The 17810-nt window shown below is 31.9% G+C and carries 17 protein-coding genes; 5 read left to right on the top strand and 12 right to left on the bottom strand.

All coding sequences use genetic code 11. The features are described 5' to 3' along the window. Positions 1-59: 59 nt before the first annotated feature. Positions 60-1484 (bottom strand): immunoglobulin-like domain-containing protein, encoded by a 1425-nt coding sequence (locus tag ACESR5_RS07070; RefSeq protein WP_373154844.1) that lies wholly within the window; start codon positions 1482-1484, stop codon positions 60-62. Between the two features lie 246 nt (positions 1485-1730). Between ACESR5_RS07070 and ACESR5_RS07075 the strand changes: the two genes are divergently transcribed. Beyond that, complete coding sequence (locus tag ACESR5_RS07075) at positions 1731-2237, top strand: putative ABC transporter permease (RefSeq protein WP_373154845.1); 507 nt, start codon at positions 1731-1733, stop codon at positions 2235-2237. 24 nt (positions 2238-2261) lie between these two features. Here the strand turns inward: ACESR5_RS07075 and ACESR5_RS07080 are convergent, their stop codons facing one another. From ACESR5_RS07080 to ACESR5_RS07120, 9 genes are all read right to left on the bottom strand, one after another. After that, a complete protein-coding gene (locus ACESR5_RS07080) occupies positions 2262-2960 on the bottom strand; it encodes an ABC transporter ATP-binding protein (protein WP_087296651.1) in 699 nt (232 codons plus the stop codon). Positions 2961-2970: 10 nt separating this feature from the next. Then, entirely contained in the window at positions 2971-3735 is a 765-nt protein-coding gene (locus tag ACESR5_RS07085; RefSeq protein ID WP_087296652.1) for an ABC transporter ATP-binding protein, read from the bottom strand. Then, positions 3735-4679 (bottom strand): branched-chain amino acid ABC transporter permease, encoded by a 945-nt coding sequence (locus ACESR5_RS07090; RefSeq protein ID WP_087296653.1) that lies wholly within the window; start codon positions 4677-4679, stop codon positions 3735-3737. The genes ACESR5_RS07085 and ACESR5_RS07090 overlap by 1 nt, the downstream gene beginning before the upstream one ends. Positions 4680-4688: 9 nt before the next feature. Continuing rightward, positions 4689-5564 carry a branched-chain amino acid ABC transporter permease gene (locus ACESR5_RS07095; protein WP_087245177.1) on the bottom strand — a complete coding sequence of 292 codons (876 nt, stop codon included), beginning with the start codon at positions 5562-5564 and terminating at the stop codon, positions 4689-4691. Positions 5565-5619: 55 nt separating this feature from the next. After that, complete coding sequence (locus ACESR5_RS07100; protein WP_087296655.1) at positions 5620-6771, bottom strand: ABC transporter substrate-binding protein; 1152 nt, start codon at positions 6769-6771, stop codon at positions 5620-5622. A 167-nt stretch (positions 6772-6938) separates the two neighbouring features. Further along, positions 6939-9992, bottom strand: coding sequence for an FtsX-like permease family protein (locus tag ACESR5_RS07105; protein WP_373154847.1), 3054 nt, complete (start codon positions 9990-9992; stop codon positions 6939-6941). Next, complete coding sequence (locus tag ACESR5_RS07110; protein ID WP_087245171.1) at positions 9986-10690, bottom strand: ABC transporter ATP-binding protein; 705 nt, start codon at positions 10688-10690, stop codon at positions 9986-9988. The genes ACESR5_RS07105 and ACESR5_RS07110 overlap by 7 nt, the downstream gene beginning before the upstream one ends. 109 nt (positions 10691-10799) lie before the next feature. Continuing rightward, positions 10800-12350, bottom strand: coding sequence for an NAD(P)/FAD-dependent oxidoreductase (locus ACESR5_RS07115; RefSeq protein ID WP_373154849.1), 1551 nt, complete (start codon positions 12348-12350; stop codon positions 10800-10802). Continuing rightward, positions 12334-13491 carry an aminoacetone oxidase family FAD-binding enzyme gene (locus ACESR5_RS07120; protein WP_087245169.1) on the bottom strand — a complete coding sequence of 386 codons (1158 nt, stop codon included), beginning with the start codon at positions 13489-13491 and terminating at the stop codon, positions 12334-12336. The genes ACESR5_RS07115 and ACESR5_RS07120 overlap by 17 nt, the downstream gene beginning before the upstream one ends. A gap of 118 nt (positions 13492-13609) precedes the next feature. Here ACESR5_RS07120 and ACESR5_RS07125 point away from each other — a divergent pair, with 118 nt between their 5' ends. Continuing rightward, positions 13610-14350 (top strand): YebC/PmpR family DNA-binding transcriptional regulator, encoded by a 741-nt coding sequence (locus ACESR5_RS07125; RefSeq protein WP_087357555.1) that lies wholly within the window; start codon positions 13610-13612, stop codon positions 14348-14350. 27 nt (positions 14351-14377) lie between these two features. Then, positions 14378-15046, top strand: coding sequence for an MBL fold metallo-hydrolase (locus tag ACESR5_RS07130; RefSeq protein WP_087296670.1), 669 nt, complete (start codon positions 14378-14380; stop codon positions 15044-15046). A gap of 29 nt (positions 15047-15075) precedes the next feature. Here the strand turns inward: ACESR5_RS07130 and ACESR5_RS07135 are convergent, their stop codons facing one another. Then, a complete protein-coding gene (locus ACESR5_RS07135) occupies positions 15076-15444 on the bottom strand; it encodes a VOC family protein (RefSeq protein WP_129737242.1) in 369 nt (122 codons plus the stop codon). A gap of 9 nt (positions 15445-15453) precedes the next feature. Then, complete coding sequence (locus ACESR5_RS07140; protein WP_087304130.1) at positions 15454-15648, bottom strand: DUF6440 family protein; 195 nt, start codon at positions 15646-15648, stop codon at positions 15454-15456. A 190-nt stretch (positions 15649-15838) separates the two neighbouring features. Between ACESR5_RS07140 and ACESR5_RS07145 the strand changes: the two genes are divergently transcribed. Together ACESR5_RS07145 and groL are read left to right on the top strand one after the other, a co-directional pair. Beyond that, positions 15839-16099 (top strand): co-chaperone GroES, encoded by a 261-nt coding sequence (locus ACESR5_RS07145; RefSeq protein ID WP_087245164.1) that lies wholly within the window; start codon positions 15839-15841, stop codon positions 16097-16099. A gap of 12 nt (positions 16100-16111) precedes the next feature. Beyond that, positions 16112-17728, top strand: a complete 1617-nt coding sequence (gene groL / locus ACESR5_RS07150; RefSeq protein WP_289527970.1) for a chaperonin GroEL — start codon at positions 16112-16114, stop codon at positions 17726-17728. The last annotated feature ends 82 nt before the right edge of the window (positions 17729-17810 follow it).

A 17810-nucleotide genomic window follows, 5' to 3' on the forward strand; every position in this document is an offset into this window, starting at 1 on the left:
TAGCCCTATTATAACAAAATAAAAACTGTAATGAAATCATTCATTACAGTTTTTCATCATTAATATCTGACACCACAAGTAAATCCACTTAAACTTGTATAACTAACAACAGATCCTGTTGTCGGTGAATGAATAACTCTTCCTCCACCAACGTAGATTCCTACATGGCCTGGTCGCCATACAATGTCACCTGGTTTCACTTGAGATAAAGAAATTGTTCTTCCTCCACTTTTTTGTGCTCCAGATGTACGTGGGATACTCTTGCCGTTCTTACGATATACCCATTGAGTAAATCCTGAACAGTCAAATGAACTTGGTCCAGTTGCACCCCATCGATATGGACAACCCAATCGTGATTGAGCAGTAGCTATCATTCCTTGATTAGGAGCAATGTCATCTGGATTTACAACAGTAACTTTCAAAGTTTTAGAACTTGAATTACCAGCTTTATCCGTAACACTATATTCAACAGTATATTTTCCTGCTTTATTTGTATTAACTGGATTGCTGATTTCGACTTTAGAAGTCACATTTCCATCTTTGTTGTCAGTTGCACTTTCTAGATAACTTTTTGCATTAAAGTTCTTACCTTTAGTAATTTGTACTGAAGACTTAGATAAGCTAATCTTAGGTGCACTTAAGTCACCAACTTTAACTTTTAATGTTTCTTCAGATGCATTACCAGAAGAATCTTTAGCAGTAATTTTTAAAGTTGTTTCTCCATCTTTTTTAGTATCAACAGTTCCATCTACTTCAATAGATTTCACTTTCTTATCAAAGTTATCAGTCACTTTGATATAATCTAAATAATCAAATTGAGAACCATAGTCTACTGTAACTGTAGATCCCTTCTTGTAACTAATCGTAGGTGCAGTCGTATCTGATACATAGAATTCATATGTTTGTTGAGTTTGATTTCCAGCGTTATCTGAAACACTCAATTCAATCATTTGAGATCCTAATTTTGAAGTATCGAGTTTCTTGTCTGTTTCAATAAATGGTGTAACATCTCCATCAACATTATCAGATGCATTGACATATTGAGCGATATCTTGACTACCATTTGCTTCAACATCAATAACATAACCTTGACTATCTCCTACCGGATTCAATTCAGGAGCAGTTTTATCAACAACTTCTACTTGAACAACCTTTGTACTTAAATTTGAGAACATATCGGTTGCAGTTACTTCGACGTTATATATACCTAATTGATATGCATCATATGATGTATCATCAATTTTTACATCCATAGCGTCTAGGGAATCACGATTATCAGAAATAGCAAACATCGTCTTATCTAGCTTTGTCCCATAAAGAACTTCAATCTTATTAGCTTCGATTGTAGGCTTTTCTTTATCGACAGCAGCATAACCAACCAAACCAAATGTTGAAATACATAACATCGGAATGAACATAGCTTTACGTTTTAAAACATGCTCTTGCATAATTTCCAATAAATTCGTCTTAATATTACTATCCATTCGTTGCCTCCTTTCAATAATATACCCATTTAGAATTATAAAACAACGTTCACAAAAAGTCCACAATTTTCTTAAGAAATTCTTAAGAAATTAAAATTTTATTGATTATATCAACATTTTTTGAATTAACTTTTTTTGACGTTTTTTTGTTTTTTATCATTTTTCTATACAAAGTATTCACTTTTTAATCAATTTTAGACATATTATTATCTTCATTTCATAGAATGAGTTGAAAAGGAGAATGCTATGATTATTGTCTATTTTTCAATTTATTGTTTTTTAGGATATTGGCTTGAATCTATTTATGTTTCGTTATTTCGCAAAAAATGGATCTCATCAGGTTTATTGAATGGTCCATTTATTCCCTTATATGGTTTTGGTGCTTGTATCCTTATATTATGCCAACCCTATCTTCAGTATTTTCATCCATTTTTCGTATGTCTTATCGGTGGAATTTGTATGACTTTATTAGAATTATTAAGTAGTTATTATATTGAACGATTTTTTCACACTCAATGTTGGGATTATTCTCATCATGCTCTCAATTATCAAGGGAGAATATGTTTGGTATATTTTATTTTATGGTGTTTATTAAGTGGTTTATTCATTTATATAATTCATCCATTTATTTGCTCACTATCATTACGTCATGATGCCTGTTATCTGATAAGCCTGATTTACATTTCGTTTATTTTAAAAGCATATGGTGATTGTTTGTTAACAACAAAACAAAATGGTCTCAATATTCATTAAAAAAAGAAGATTTTTCAATCTTCTTTAACCAAGATAAGCTTCTCTTACCTTTGGATTATTTGCAACTTCATTGGCTTTCCCTGATACAATAACATTTCCAGTTTCAAGAACATAAGCACGATCAGCAATTGAAAGTGCTTTATTTGCGTTTTGTTCAACTAATAACACCGTTACTCCATCTTTGTTAATACTTTTAATAATGTCAAAAATTTCATTAACCAAAATAGGTGATAACCCCATTGATGGTTCATCTAACAATAATAGCGTTGGTTTTGACATTAATGCGCGCCCCATTGCTAACATCTGCTGTTCTCCACCTGACAGTGTTCCAGCCAATTGATTTCTACGTTCCTTTAAACGTGGAAATCTTTGATAAACCTTTTCTAAATCTTGTCCTATTTTATTATCCGTACGTAAATATGCACCCATTTCCAAATTATCTTGAACCGTTAATTGAGCAAAAATACGTCTACCCTCAGGAACTTGAGCTAAATTTTTGGCAATAATTTTATGTGCAGGAAGTTTTGTAATCTCATCCCCCATAAAAGATATCGTACCACTTTTAGGTTTTACCAATCCACTAATAGCATGCATGATAGATGTCTTTCCAGCCCCATTAGCTCCAATCAAAGCCACAATCTCACCTTGATTCACTTCAAAACTTACATTTTTAATCGCATGAATCACACCATAATAAACATTTAAATGATCAACTTTTAACATGGTCATCCCCCTATTCTTCATGTCCTAAATATGCTGCAACCACATCAGGATTATTTTTAATTTCATCTGGAGTCCCAAATGCTAAGACTGTACCAAAATTTAAAACTGCAATTTTTTCACAAATCCCCATAACAAGTTTCATATCATGTTCAATCAATAAAATCGCAATAGAAAATTTTTCTCTTACAATCTTTATCGTTTCCATTAATTCTTCTGTTTCAATAGGATTCATACCAGCTGCAGGTTCATCTAACAAAAGAAGTTTAGGTGATGTTGCAAGTGCTCTTGCTATTTCTAGTTTACGTTGTTTTCCATATGGTAAATTTCCAGCTTTGACATCAGCATATTTTTCTAGATCAAAAACACGAAGTAAGCTCATAGCCATTTCCTGCATAGCCTCTTCACCTTTAAAATAACTTGGAAGATGAAGAACAGATGATAATAATGAATAATTTTGAGAATGATGCAATCCAACCTTAACATTATCAATAACACTCATTTTTTTGAACAAACGAATATTTTGAAATGTTCTTGCAATCCCTAATTGTGTAATTTGCGTAGGTGTCATCTTTAAAAGTGACTTCCCATCAAAAAGTATTTGTCCACTCGTTGGTTTATAAACACCTGTCAACAAATTAAATACAGTTGTTTTTCCAGCTCCATTTGGTCCAATCAAACCATATAATTGGTCTTTATCCATTTCAAAATTAAACTCATCAACAGCTTTTAAACCACCAAATTGGATTCCTAATCCCTCTGCTTTTAACAAACTCATCAGTCATCCACCTCCACTGTCTTATTCTTAAAAAATTTAGCTTTAATACGAGGCACTAAATTTTTTTCTTTGATAATCATTGCAGCAATTAAAACAATTGCATAAAGTAACATACGATAATCCGCAAATGCTCTTAAATACTCTGGCAATATCGTCATGATAATAGCTGCTATAATAGAACCTTTTAAATTTCCTAATCCACCTAATACAACCATAACCAGAATTTCTACTGATTTATTATAATCAAATGTAGAAGGAACCAGCATTCCCATATATTGAGCATATAATCCACCTGCAATCCCAGCAAAGAAAGCAGAAATAGCAAAAGCTAGGATCTTATAATACGATGTAGGAATACCAGATAATTCACTGGCTGTTTCATCTTCACAAATAGAAATAATAGCACGCCCATGACGTGATTTAACAATACAGTAAATGACATAGATTGTAATCACAGCACTTAAAAAATAGACAGAAAAATCAATATTCATTGCTTGAAATCCCATCAATCCTTTGGCACCATTTGTAATACTTAAATTAAGCATAATAACACGTATGATTTCATTAAATGCTAAAGTAATGATACAAAGATAATCACCTTTTAATCTTAATGTTGGTATACCAATAACAACGCCAATCAGGCAGGCAGCAATAGCACCAATCAATAAGCTTAATAAAAATGGGAAATGAAGATACAAACTACATAAAGCAGATGTATAAGCTCCTACGGACATAAATCCAGCATGTCCTAAAGTTAACTGTCCTAAATAACCACTCGCTAAATTCAAGCTTGTTGCTAAAATAACATTGATACAAGCCATAATGAGAATTCCTGACCAATAATAGTCAACAATTCCAGCACTCATTAAAAACATAATGATTCCATAAATAATCAGCGCCATGATAAAGGATATAATCAAATCTTTTATTTGTTTCTTTTTCATCCCTATCACCTACACTTTCTCTCTCATATTCTGACCAAACAATCCTGCTGGTTTAACTAATAAAATAAAGATTAAAATACCAAAAACAACTGCATCTGAAAAAGCAGATGAAATATATGAAATTGTAAATGCTTCAGCGACACCAATAATCAATCCACCTACCATTGCTCCTGGAATGCTTCCAATTCCACCAAGAACAGCTGCTATAAAAGCTTTGATACCTAACATGGCACCTAAATAGGGATTAATCAAAGAATAACTCATACCATAAATAATACCAGCAATAGCTCCTAAACCAGAACCAATGGCGAATGTTAGAGAAATGGTTGTATTCACATTGATTCCCATTAATTCTGCAGCTCCTCGATCTTCACTGACAGCACGCATTGCTTTTCCCAATTTTGTTTTGTTTATAAACAAAAGCAATAATCCAGTACAAATAAAAGTTAAGATAAGCGAAAGCAAAGCGACATACGTGATATGAGCGCCAAAAAAAGATACTGTACCACTAGGCATATATTGAGGAAAAGTTCTGGCAGCAGAGCCAAATAAAATCAAAAATAAGTTCTGTAACAGATAACTGACACCAATAGCAGTAATTAAAACAGCTAAACTCCCACTATTTCTAAGGGGCTTATAAGCCACTTTTTCTGTCACAACACCTAATAAAGCACATCCAGCAATGGCTACTAAAACACTAACAATAATGGGTGCTTGCACCATAGTTGTCATCACATAAGCCAGATATGCGCCAACCATAATAATTTCACCATGAGCAAAATTGATCATTTTAGCAATCCCATATACCATTGTATAACCAATGGCAACAAGTGCATACATTCCACCTGTACTTAATCCATTGATGATTTGCGTTAAAAATTCCATTTGTAAACCTCCTGACTTAAAAAAATAAAGGAGAAAAATCTCCTTTATTTTTCTTCTAATCTAAATAACTATATTCACCATTTTTAATAGTTTTAACAACCAATTCTTTTGTTGGATTATGTTGATCATCAAATTCAAAATGACCTGTAATACCATCATAATTTGTCTTTTCTAACTGTTCACAAATTTTAGCATAATCAGTTGTTCCAGCAGCTTCAACTGCTTTCAATAATACCCAAGTTGCATCATAAGCCATTGTTCCAAACATGTTTGTATCACTGTTATATTTTTCTTTATATTTAGCTACATAATTTTGTACATCTTCTACTCGGTCATCGAATGTATTTGTATAATAAGCTCCATTGAAAATAGATTTATCAACATCTTTAACTGATAAAACGCCATCCCAACCATCAGTTCCTAAGAATGTACCATTGTAACCAGCATTTTTAAATTGACCAACCATAGTTGCAATTATTTCATAATAATCTGGAATATAAACAGCATCTGCTCCTGATTGTTTTACTTTTGTAATATAGCTTCCAAAATCTTTTGTATCCTTTGGATATTTTTCTTGTAATACAATTTGTGTGCCATCTTTATTTGCCTGAGCAACAAATGAATCTGTACATCCCTGACTATAATCACTACCACTATTTGTTAAAATAGCAACTTTCTTAACATTAATACGACCATCACCAATAGCTGTTGCAATTGTCTGACCACCCATTGAGTCATTAGAACATGTTCTAAAGTAATTGCTTCTTGTACTTCCATCATTATTTAAAGTAATACTATCACCAGAAGTACTTGGTGAAACAATAGGTGTTCCATCAGCTTTAGAAGCCTCTCCTAAAGCTAAACCTTCAGCCGTAATAACAGGACCAACAATTCCAACAACCTTTTCACCAACTAATTTTTTATAAGCATTCACAGCATCTGTTTCCTTACCTTGAGAATCTTCAGCTAGTAATTCTACTTTATATTTTGCATCATCAGAATTATTATAATCTTCTATGGCAAGTTCAATAGTATTTTTAACTGGAATTCCATAAGTTGATGTTTCTCCAGTTAATGGACCAACAAATCCAATTTTAATTGTATCCCCTTCTTTTAATTCTGTAGCTGAAGAACCACCAGTTCCTCCACCACAAGCAACCAACATACTTGACACAGCCATTAAAGACATAACTTTTTTTATATTCATATATCTCTCCCCTTTTTTTAAATATATTCATTATTATACTTAACATTTTATACAAGTCAACAAAAAATAACTTTATTTTTTCAAATATTCTAAAAATCATAAAAATATTTATTTATTTAATAAAAAATATATTATTTTATAAAACAAGGAGTGGATGATTCCACTCCCTATTCAATACTCTTTAAAGATTCCACCATATCAACCTTATTTAAAACATGTCGCATTGTGAAATTAATAAAATAAGTAAAACCTAAAGTCATAATAATAGCATATATATAACTACTGATATTTAATTGTCTAACAAACATTGTCATATCCAATTCCACCGTCAAAATAATAAACTTGTGAAGGAAATAACCAAAAATCATTCCCAGTAAAGAACCAATCACTGATAAAAGAACATTTTCTCTAAAGATATAGTCATAAACTTCTTTACGTCTAAAACCTAAAACTTTAATCGTTGCAATCTCACTTTTACGTTCTTGAATATTAATATTTGTCAAGTTATAAAGGACAATGAAATTTAAAGCTCCTGCACAGACAATCAAAATAACAACAACCAGATTTACACTTTGAACCTGTTTATCAAATTCTTCACCAATTGATGATACATTGGTTAAATTTCCATAACCTTTGTCCTGCATATAAGCTTCCAGTGTTTTTTGACTCGAAGCACGATCATCCTGTAAAATCAAGAACGCATTATTCACTTCCAGATCCTGTAATGTCAATGATTCATATAAAGTCTGGGACATATAAATATAATTCATAAAATAGTTTTCTGTGATACCTGAAACCTTTACACTATACTTTGTTTCATTGAGTTCAATATCAATTGTATCATTATCTTCCACACCAAGCAATTCAGCTGCTTTTGCGGTTAAAATAACACCTTCATCATCAAGAACCAAATCTTTATATGTCTGATAATTTCTAAACTGAACAAAGTTTTTCATATTATCCATTGATTGATAAACAATTAATGAACCATATAAATCTTCTTTATCTTTTAAGATATTAATACTCTTATTTAAAACATATTCCACATTTGCAACTTCACTACGATTCAATAAATCTTTTTGATAATTCTGTGCTGTTTTGGTTGAAACACTATCTTCTAAACGAACAAGATAATCATATGTAAAAACATCTTGATATTGTTTATCAACAACCTGTGATACAGAAGATTTAACACCAAAGCCAGTAATAATTAAAGCTGTACATCCAGCAATCCCAATCACAGACATAAAGAAGCGTTTCTTATACCTAAAAATATTACGCATTGTTACTTTCTGATTGAAAGACAAACGACGCCATAACCAATGAATTCTTTCCAAAAGAATACGTTTTCCAACTTTTGGTGCTTTAGGTCGCATTAAGACCGCTGGCATCAAATTCAATTCACTCATACAAACAAAGAGTGTGACTGCCAAAATAACAAATACCGATATAAAAACTGTTTCCAGCAAAACCCATGTACTGGCATAAATCGAAATAGGTGCATCCACTTGAAATAACATTAAATTATATAAATAATAAATAATACGTGGGAAAAATTGTGTTCCAGAAACAATTCCTAAAATACAAGCAAAAAAGGTTGCAAAAATAACATATATGATATATTGCTTCATGACATCCCATTTAGAATAACCTAAAGCACGTAATGTTCCACTTTGACTTCTTTGTTCTTCCACCATTCTCGTCATTGTTGTTAATGAAACCAAAGCTGATACAAGGAAGAACATTAATGGGAAAATATCTGCAATAGAAGAAATAGAATCCTTATTAGAATCAAAATTCACAAGTCCTGAATTTTCATGACGTGTTAAAGTATAAAGCCTTCCTTTAGGAATCTGATTCACTTGATCTCTGGCTTCATCTAACTGCGATTTTGCCTGATCTAATTTGTCTTGAGCTTTTTCTAATTCATTATTTGTTTTCAGTTCTTCTAAAGTCAATTGATTTTCTTGTTGTTGAATTTCAAGCTTAGCCTTTTCAATCGCAATAGAAGCTTCATTCAATTGCGTCAATCCATCTAATGAGGAAGATGCATTTTTAAGAATATCTCCCATTTTTTCTAAACTAGCTATTGATTTTTGCACTTCTGGAGAAATATTTTCAGTATTTTCATTTTGATAATTCTCAAGTTCTTTTTGTAAACTTTCTAAATTCCCTTTTAACTCCTCACTCGTACTTTCAATTGTTTCTAACATGTCTTGAATTTGTGAAGATGCTGTTGATTGAGCTTTTAAATATTCAGCTTCTTTTGTAGCCAATGTGATTTTCGCATTCGTTAATTGAATTTTAGCCTCTAATATCTTTTCATCAAACAAATCTTTAGAATCACTATATGTCTGATAACCTTCATCATATTCTTTTTGGGCTTCATCTAATTTTGTTTTGGCATCACTTGTCAAGTCTTCATACAAGCGACTCATTTTTAATGATAAAGTACTTTTTATTTTTGTATTCACATCTTCAATATAATCATCATATGCCTCACTGAAAACATTATATTCTTTAGCTCCCTTTACACAGACAGAAATCTGATTATATAAAATATCTTCATCACGTAATTCATAAAGATCTTCTGGCATAGCTAAAAAATCATTGTTTTCATTTAAAATTTCAATATATCCAGCATTCGTTCCATCACCCAAAGTATTCGTTCCACGATCCGTAATAGCAATATAACGAACATCATTCACAACACCAACGATTTTAAAAGTCTTTTCACCTTGATCATTATGAATAGAAATCTCGTCACCAATCTGATAATCTTCTGCCAGCATTTCTTCATCAATGACACATTCATTGTCTTTTTGAGGATAACGCCCATCAACCAGATAAGGTTGATTAAGCATATCTTGATCATATTGTTCACTGGCGTAAACAGTAACTCCTGCCAGTGAATCATTATGATGAATCAAAGCATCAAATTGATAACCATATTGAATATCTTCAATACCCGATATATTTTGAATTTCACTAATATCATCTTTGGAAAAACCTAATGATGCCATATATGTTAAATCAGCATAATGGTGTTTGTCCAAGTAATGATCCATTGATTGAGTCATTGTTCCCGGTGTATTTCTTAACCCTGCAAAAAAAGCCGCACCTAAAAATACAATCGCAAAAATGGAAAAAAATCTTGCTTTAGATGTTAAAATTGTTTTTCTGAGATTTTTCCAATAAGCTTTTTTCTTTCTTATTACCATTCAATTTCCTCGATTGGTTGTGGGTTTTCATTGATTTCAACCCCATTGACCTTTCCATTTTTTAAATGAATCACACGATCTGCCATCGGTGCTAAAGCAGAGTTATGAGTAATCACAATGACTGTCATCTGATAAGTATCACACATTTCCCTTAATAAAGATAAAATTGCCTTCCCCGTCTGATAATCCAATGCTCCAGTTGGTTCATCACATAACAAAAGTTTTGGATTTTTAGCAATCGCTCTTGCTATGGCAACACGTTGTTGTTCCCCACCAGATAATTGTGCAGGAAAGTTCATCATTCGATCAGCTAAACCAACACGCTCTAAAACATTTCTGGCATCCAAAGGTTTTTGAGAAATCTGTGATGCTAATTCGACATTTTCTAAAGCCGTTAAGTTTTGTACAAGGTTATAAAACTGAAATACAAACCCTATATCATTACGGCGATATTCTGTTAATTTCTTTTCATCATATAGAGCAATATTTTCGCCATCAACAAGAATAGAACCACTGGTTGGTGAATCCATTCCTCCCAGTAAATTTAAAATAGTCGTCTTTCCAGCTCCAGAAGCCCCAACAATGACGACAAATTCCCCTCTATTCACAATAAAATTAACCCCATCACTGGCATTGATCGTTATATCCCCCATCGTATAACTTTTAACAATATTTTTAAATTCAATTAAAGCACTCATATTGATACCACCCTTTTTATAAGTGTAACATATTTTCATCCAAAAAAAAACAATGTCATCACAATAACAAAAATTTACATAATAAAAAGGAATTAAAGACAATTCCTTCCTATTTTTTTAAAATCTGTTCTGCACACATGATTCCATCAATAGCTGATGACATAATTCCTCCAGCATATCCAGCTCCTTCTCCTATTGGATATAAACCTTCCCATGATTGATAAGAAGCATCTCTTAAAATACGAACAGGTGCACTACTTCTGGCTTCAATACCTGTGATGATTGTATCTTCATCTATAAATCCATGCATTTTTTGATTCATTTGAATAAGACCATCATGCAGTGCCTGATTGATAAAATCAGGGAACAGTTCATTCAAATCACATACACGATAACCCGGACGATAAGTTGGAATAATTTGACCTAAGGGATTCACTTCATGATGTAAATAATCCTGCACTCTTTGTACTGGTGCAAAGTAATTGCCTCCCCCTAATTCAAAAGCCTTGTGTTCAAGCTCTCTTTGAAAGGCAATACCAGCTAATGGATGGGAACTTTCAAAATCATCCGTTGATACTGTAACCAGAATGGCACTATTGGCATTTTGACCATCTCTGGCATAATAACTCATCCCATTGACACAAAGTGTCTGTTCTTCATGATGTGATGGTACAACAACACCACCGGGACACATACAAAATGTATAAACACCTCTTTTTCCACTTTGCACAGCCAACTTATAACTGGCCGCCTTTAAATATGGTGATGAAGCACTTTTCTTGTATTGAATCTGATTGATTTTCTGTTGCGATTGTTCAATACGAACTCCTACAGCAAAAGGCTTTTGTTGGAGAGGGATACCTTTTTGATATAGCATTTCATATGTATCTCTGGCACTATGTCCAATGGCTAAAACAAGTAAATCACTATTCAAAATCTTCTTTTGATGATTTTGTAAAACTGTTATCTGATAACCACTTTCTGTTTTTTGAAAATCAATCATTTTTGTTTCAAATAAAAAAGTAACACCTTTCGACACTAAAAACTTACGCATATTTTGAACAACCTGTCGTAAATAATCTGTTCCAATATGTGGCTTATGCAGATATAAAATATCCTCTGGTGCTCCAAACTTTACAAATGTTTCTAAAATATAGCGAATACGCTTATTTTTTACACCTGTTGTCAATTTCCCGTCTGAAAAAGTTCCTGCACCACCTTCTCCAAAAGCAATATTGCTTTCACTATGTAATAGACCATATTCAAGCAAATCTTGAACCGCTTTTTCACGTTTTTCAATTTCCTGTCCTCTTTCTATCACTGTGACCTTTTGACCACTCATAGCCAAAACATAGGCACAAAACAGTCCGGCTGGACCACTACCGACAATCATGACTTTTTGATCATTTGATGGTAAATACTGATATTGATAAGGCTGTACTTTTTGAAGCTGAGGAAATCTTTTTAAAAACTGTTCTTCATTGGAAACAGTAAAATCAAAACTACAAATCCAATGGACATTTTGTCTTCTGGCATCCAAAGATTGTTTGACAAGCGAAACATTTTGAATTTCTTTTTCACGAACATTTAAACTTTGAGAAATGATTTTTGCATAACGTTTTTCACCAAGCTTAACTTTTAAATTATGAATTCTTAACATAGACATTCCTTTCTATTGCTTTTGCAACACGATAAGCACTGGCAAAAGCAAAATGTAAATTATAACCCCCACACATTCCTGCAACATTCAAAATTTCTCCCATTGCATAAATACATGGATATTGTTTCAATTCCAAATCTTCTGTTACTTCCTTTAAAGATAGACCTCCTTTCATAACTTGGGCATAAGAAGCTTCTCTGATTCCTTTGATTTCTAATGGATAATGCTTCAATAATGATACAAGCTGGTCTATTGAAAGATACTGATATTTTTGAAATGCTTTGGCAATCTTATGATTCATCAATCCTTCTAAAAATAAAGAAGATTGTTTAGACAATAATTGACATAACTGATTGTGGCTTAATTCATCAAAAAAATCAATATATAATTGATAATGATGATGTTTTTGATAAAAAGACGATAATTGCATAACAGCAATTCCACTAACACCATAATCAGTAAATAATAATTCTCCTTTTTCCTGATGGATACATTTTTCATTTTCAACTAACGAAAATGTTCCTTTAACTCTTACACCTTTTAAAGATTTCAAGACAGGAGATGTATAAAATTGCACAAGCGAAGGCACTGGTTCAACGACTTTTAAATGCATTTGTTTTAAAATCTCATAACGTGATATATTCATTCCAGAAAGTTTCCCTGCTTCACTTCCCATCGCCAATACAATAACATCAGCAATAATATTTTGAGAATTTGTTTTGATGAGATATTGATGCTTTTGTCGTTGAATTTGTAAAACTTCCTGTTCATATTGAAAGACAACCCCAGCTTCTTCACTACGCTGCATGAAAACGTTTCTCACAGACAATGCCTGTTCACTTTTAGGATAAAGCAAATCACCTTGATAAACACAATAGAGTCCTATTTTTTGCATTTGTTCAACCATATCAAAATCTTGAATAATTGATTGAACCATTTTGAGTTGATCGCTTTGATAATATTGTGAATGCATTTTTTTATTGGATAGATTACATCTTCCATTTCCTGTAGCTAATAATTTTTTTAATGGGGATTTATTTTGTTCTAAAACTATGATTTGATTTTGGGGCATTTGTTGTTTTAATAAAAGTGATAAATAAACACCAGATGCTCCTGCTCCAACAATAACAATTTTTTTCACGGCAGACTCCTTTCTTTAATCTCTCATGATGAAATATAGTGATTATACCATTTTTTATTGAAAAATCACTAAAAAATGTTTATAATACTAAAGGAATTTTTAAAGGAGGCGTTTAATCATGGGTAGAGCACATGAAGTGCGTAAAGTTGCAATGGCAAAAACAGCTGCCAAAAAAGCAAAATTATATTCACGATATGGAAAAGAAATTTATTTAACAGCGAAAGCTGGTGGACCAGAATTAGATGGAAATTTAGCATTAAGACGTTTAGTAGATAAAGCAAAAAAAGAACAAGTTCCTGCTGATGTTATTAAACGTGCTATTGATAAAGTCAAAAGTGGTGTGACTGAAAATTATGAACCTATTCAATTTGAAGGTTTTGGTCCAGGTAATTCTACATTAATCGTGAAATGTTTAACAGATAATATCAATCGTACAATATCACAAGTTCGTCCAGCATTTACAAAAGCAAAATCTAAATTAGGAGCTGAAGGTTCTGTTGCTTATTTATATAATGTTGAAAGTACAGTTATTTTAAGTGGTATGAGTGAAGATGAAGTATTAGAAGCATTAGTGATGGGAGATGTTGATGCTAAAGACATTACAACATTAGAAGATGGACGTATTAAAATCACTGGTGAACCAACAGATTTAAATAAAATTAAAACTGCTATTGAAGCTGTTAAAGAAGATATTGAATTTGATGTAGATGATATTACAACAACACCTCAAGAATATGTTGAACTTGAAGGTGATGATATGATGTTATTTGATAGATTAATGGGATTATTAAATGATTGTGATGATGTTGATGAAGTTTATCACAATGTTTCAAATTATGATGATGGAGAAGAAGAATAACATGTTTCGCATGTTATCTTTTTTTATATGAAAGTTACACATTTATATCATAGTGGATGTTTAGTAGAGTTAGACAATCATTTGCTTTTATTTGATTATTATCAAGGTGAACTTCACCTTAATCAAGAGAAACCTCTTTATGTTTTTGTTTCTCATCGTCATTATGATCATTATAATCCCAATATTTTTAAAATTCATCATCCTCAAATCACTTATATTTTATCCAATACACTGCGTCATAAATATGATGCATATTATGTAGATATACATCAAACTTATCAAATAGATGATTTATCTATTTCCACACTGCTTTCTACTGATGAAGGATGTGCTTTTCTTGTCCATGTGGAAAATCAGACAATATATCATGCTGGTGATCTTCATTGGTGGCATTGGGAAGGTGAACCAGAACAAGACAATATATATCAAAAACAGACTTACCTCCAAGAAATCTGTTCTATCAAAGAACCAGTTGATCTTGCTTGTGTTGTTGTGGATATTCGTCAAGAAAAAGACTATTTATTAGGCTTAAATGCTTTTTTAAGACATGTTCCAACAAAATACATTTTACCAATTCACTATTTTGGACACTATGAAACAACAAAACTCCTATTACAAGAGCATTTAGACAATCCCTATCATGCTCAAATCCTGCCTGTTACCCATCAAAATCAGACATTTGAAATTCTCGTATAAAAAGAACCTTTCGCACAAAGGTTCTTTGCTTATTTTTGTGGTACAATTTCCAGCCAGTAATCATCAGGATCATGAATAAAATAAAGTCCCATTGCTTCATTTTCAAAACATATGCATCCCATGTCTTGATGCAATTGATGATATGCTTCATAATCATCAACAACAAAACAAATATGACTTTCATTTTCACCTAATTCATAAGCCTGTGGATGATCTTTTAGCCATGTCAATTCTAATTGAAAAGAGGCTTCACTATCAGTCAGATAAACAAGTTTAAAACTTCCATCCGATGCTTCCTTTTCTCTGACAACAGTAAGTCCTAATGCTTTTTGATAAAATGAGATACTTTTTTCTAAGTTTGTAACATTAATATTACAATGATTAAATACAGCTTTCATGTCGTCCTCCTATTCTTCATCTGGAAATACCGTTGTAATAATAGGTCTTCCTTCTCTATCAACTAATACTGTCAGTCCTGCACCAACGGAATTACTATGAAAAAGATAATTCACACCTGTTTCTTTATCAACCCATATTTCAGAAGTTTGAAGTATTTTTTCTGAACTATAAGTTTTTATAAATCTCTCATATTTTTTTGCCATAATCTTCTCCTTTTTTTAAATTATAACAAAAGAGAAGTCTAAATAAAAATATTATTTCATATATTTTAAGGATTTTAGCACTTTTAAAATCATAGTGCTAAAAGTTCATATTCAGTTCATATATCATGCTATAATAATACTTGTTAGCAAACAAGATATATGAGTGCTAAAACATAAGGAGGAATACAAAATGTTGAAACCATTACATGATTATGTGATATTAAAAAAAGAAAAAGCTGAAACTCAAACAGCAAGCGGAATCATTTTAACAAGTCCAAAAGAACAAGCAAGCAATCAAGCGACTGTTGTCTCTGTTGGGCCTAAATGTGATGAACACTTAAAAGAAGGTATGACTGTTATCTTTAAAGAATATTCAGGAACAAAATTTAAAGATAACGATGACGAATATATGATTTTAGAAGAAGAAGATATTTTAGCTATTATTGAATAGGAGGAATAAATAATGAGTAAAGAAATTCGTTTTTCTAAAGATGTCAGAGATGCAATGTTAAATGGAGTTAATACTCTTGCAGATGCAGTAAAAGTCACTATTGGTCCTAAAGGACGTAATGTTGTTTTAGATAAAGGGTTTGGATCACCTTTAATTACAAATGATGGTGTTTCAATTGCTAAAGAAATCGAACTAGAAGATGCATTTGAAAACATGGGTGCAAAACTTGTATATGAAGTAGCCAATAAAACAAATGATGTTGCTGGTGATGGAACAACTACAGCAACAATTTTAGCTCAAAGCATGATTCAAGATGGATTAAAAGCTGTAGAAAAAGGTGCTAATCCTGTTTTAATGCGTGAAGGTATTGATTATGCAAGTAAGGAAGTTGCTAAATATATTTTAGATAAATCTCATAAAGTAGAAACAAGCAATGATATTGAAAGTGTCGCAACTATTTCTTCTGGAGATAAAGAAATTGGTCAATATATTGCTCAAGCCATGGAAAAAGTAGGTAGAGATGGTGTTATCAGTGTTGATGAATCTAATAGCTTCGATACTGAATTAGAAGTTGCTGAAGGTATGCAATATGATAAAGGTTATGTTTCTCCATATATGGTTTCTGATAGAGAAAAAATGACTGTTGATTTAGATAACCCATTAATCATGGTTACTGATCAAAAAATTAATACAGTTCAAGAAATCTTACCAATTCTTGAACAAGTTATGCAATCTAATAAACCTTTATTATTAATTGCTGATGATTTTGAACAAGAAGTTATTTCAACATTAGTTGTTAATAAATTAAGAGGAACATTTAATGTTGTGGCTACAAAAGCTCCTGGTTTTGGTGATAATCAAAAAGAAATCTTACAAGATATTGCCATTTTAACAAATGCTAAATTCTATAGTAAAGATTTAAATATGAATTTAAAAGACATGCAAATGACTGATTTAGGATCTGCTAAGAAAATACACATTACTAAAGATCATACAACAATGATTGGTGGTAGTGGTGATAAGACTGCTATTGATCAACGTGTTAAAGAAATCACTGAACAAATGAATAATTCTAAGAGTGATTATGATAAAAAGAATTATGCTGAAAGATTAGGTAAATTAAGTAATGGTGTTGCTATTATCAAAGTTGGTGGAGCTACTGAATCTGAATTGAAAGAAAAGAAATTAAGAATTGAAGATGCTTTAAATGCCACAAAGGCTGCTGTTAGTGAAGGAATCGTTATGGGTGGTGGTGTTACATTAGTTAACGCTTATGTAGCTTTAAAAGACCAGTTAAAAGATTCTAACGTAGATAAACAAAAAGGTATTAAAGTTGTCTTAGATGCATTACTTGCTCCAATGGGACAAATTGCTGAAAATGCTGGTTTCAATAGTGATGAAATTGTAGAACAACAAATGAAAGTTGCTGATGGACAAGGATTTGATGCTAAAGATGGTGAATGGGTATCAATGTTTGATAAAGGTATTATTGACCCAACAAAAGTTACACGTAGTGCTTTATTAAATGCTGCAAGTATTTCTGCTTTATTTATTACAACTGAAGCAGGTGTTGCACAAATTAAAGAAGATAATCCAGTTCCTGCTCCAATGGCACCAGGAATGTATTAATAGAAAAATTGAATAGGGGCTAAGAATTAATATCTTTCGCCCCTTTCACAACACCGTGCGTAGGGTTCCCTACACGGCGTTT

The sequence above is a fragment of the Clostridium sp. AUH-JLR23 genome, assembly GCF_964238065.1.
Taxonomy (GTDB): domain Bacteria; phylum Bacillota_I; class Bacilli_A; order Erysipelotrichales; family Coprobacillaceae; genus Allocoprobacillus; species Allocoprobacillus merdigallinarum.

Excerpts from the sequence above, each read along its gene's own strand:
- ACESR5_RS07070 (WP_373154844.1), bottom strand. The coding sequence starts at position 1,484 with ATGGATAGTAATATTAAGACGAATTTATTGGAAATTATGCAAGAGCAT.
- ACESR5_RS07075 (WP_373154845.1), top strand. The coding sequence starts at position 1,731 with ATGATTATTGTCTATTTTTCAATTTATTGTTTTTTAGGATATTGGCTT.
- ACESR5_RS07080 (WP_087296651.1), bottom strand. The coding sequence starts at position 2,960 with ATGTTAAAAGTTGATCATTTAAATGTTTATTATGGTGTGATTCATGCG.
- ACESR5_RS07085 (WP_087296652.1), bottom strand. The coding sequence starts at position 3,735 with ATGAGTTTGTTAAAAGCAGAGGGATTAGGAATCCAATTTGGTGGTTTA.
- ACESR5_RS07090 (WP_087296653.1), bottom strand. The coding sequence starts at position 4,679 with ATGAAAAAGAAACAAATAAAAGATTTGATTATATCCTTTATCATGGCG.
- ACESR5_RS07095 (WP_087245177.1), bottom strand. The coding sequence starts at position 5,564 with ATGGAATTTTTAACGCAAATCATCAATGGATTAAGTACAGGTGGAATG.
- ACESR5_RS07100 (WP_087296655.1), bottom strand. The coding sequence starts at position 6,771 with ATGAATATAAAAAAAGTTATGTCTTTAATGGCTGTGTCAAGTATGTTG.
- ACESR5_RS07105 (WP_373154847.1), bottom strand. The coding sequence starts at position 9,992 with ATGGTAATAAGAAAGAAAAAAGCTTATTGGAAAAATCTCAGAAAAACA.
- ACESR5_RS07110 (WP_087245171.1), bottom strand. The coding sequence starts at position 10,690 with ATGAGTGCTTTAATTGAATTTAAAAATATTGTTAAAAGTTATACGATG.
- ACESR5_RS07115 (WP_373154849.1), bottom strand. The coding sequence starts at position 12,350 with ATGTTAAGAATTCATAATTTAAAAGTTAAGCTTGGTGAAAAACGTTAT.
- ACESR5_RS07125 (WP_087357555.1), top strand. The coding sequence starts at position 13,610 with ATGGGTAGAGCACATGAAGTGCGTAAAGTTGCAATGGCAAAAACAGCT.
- ACESR5_RS07130 (WP_087296670.1), top strand. The coding sequence starts at position 14,378 with ATGAAAGTTACACATTTATATCATAGTGGATGTTTAGTAGAGTTAGAC.
- ACESR5_RS07135 (WP_129737242.1), bottom strand. The coding sequence starts at position 15,444 with ATGAAAGCTGTATTTAATCATTGTAATATTAATGTTACAAACTTAGAA.
- ACESR5_RS07140 (WP_087304130.1), bottom strand. The coding sequence starts at position 15,648 with ATGGCAAAAAAATATGAGAGATTTATAAAAACTTATAGTTCAGAAAAA.
- ACESR5_RS07145 (WP_087245164.1), top strand. The coding sequence starts at position 15,839 with ATGTTGAAACCATTACATGATTATGTGATATTAAAAAAAGAAAAAGCT.
- groL (WP_289527970.1), top strand. The coding sequence starts at position 16,112 with ATGAGTAAAGAAATTCGTTTTTCTAAAGATGTCAGAGATGCAATGTTA.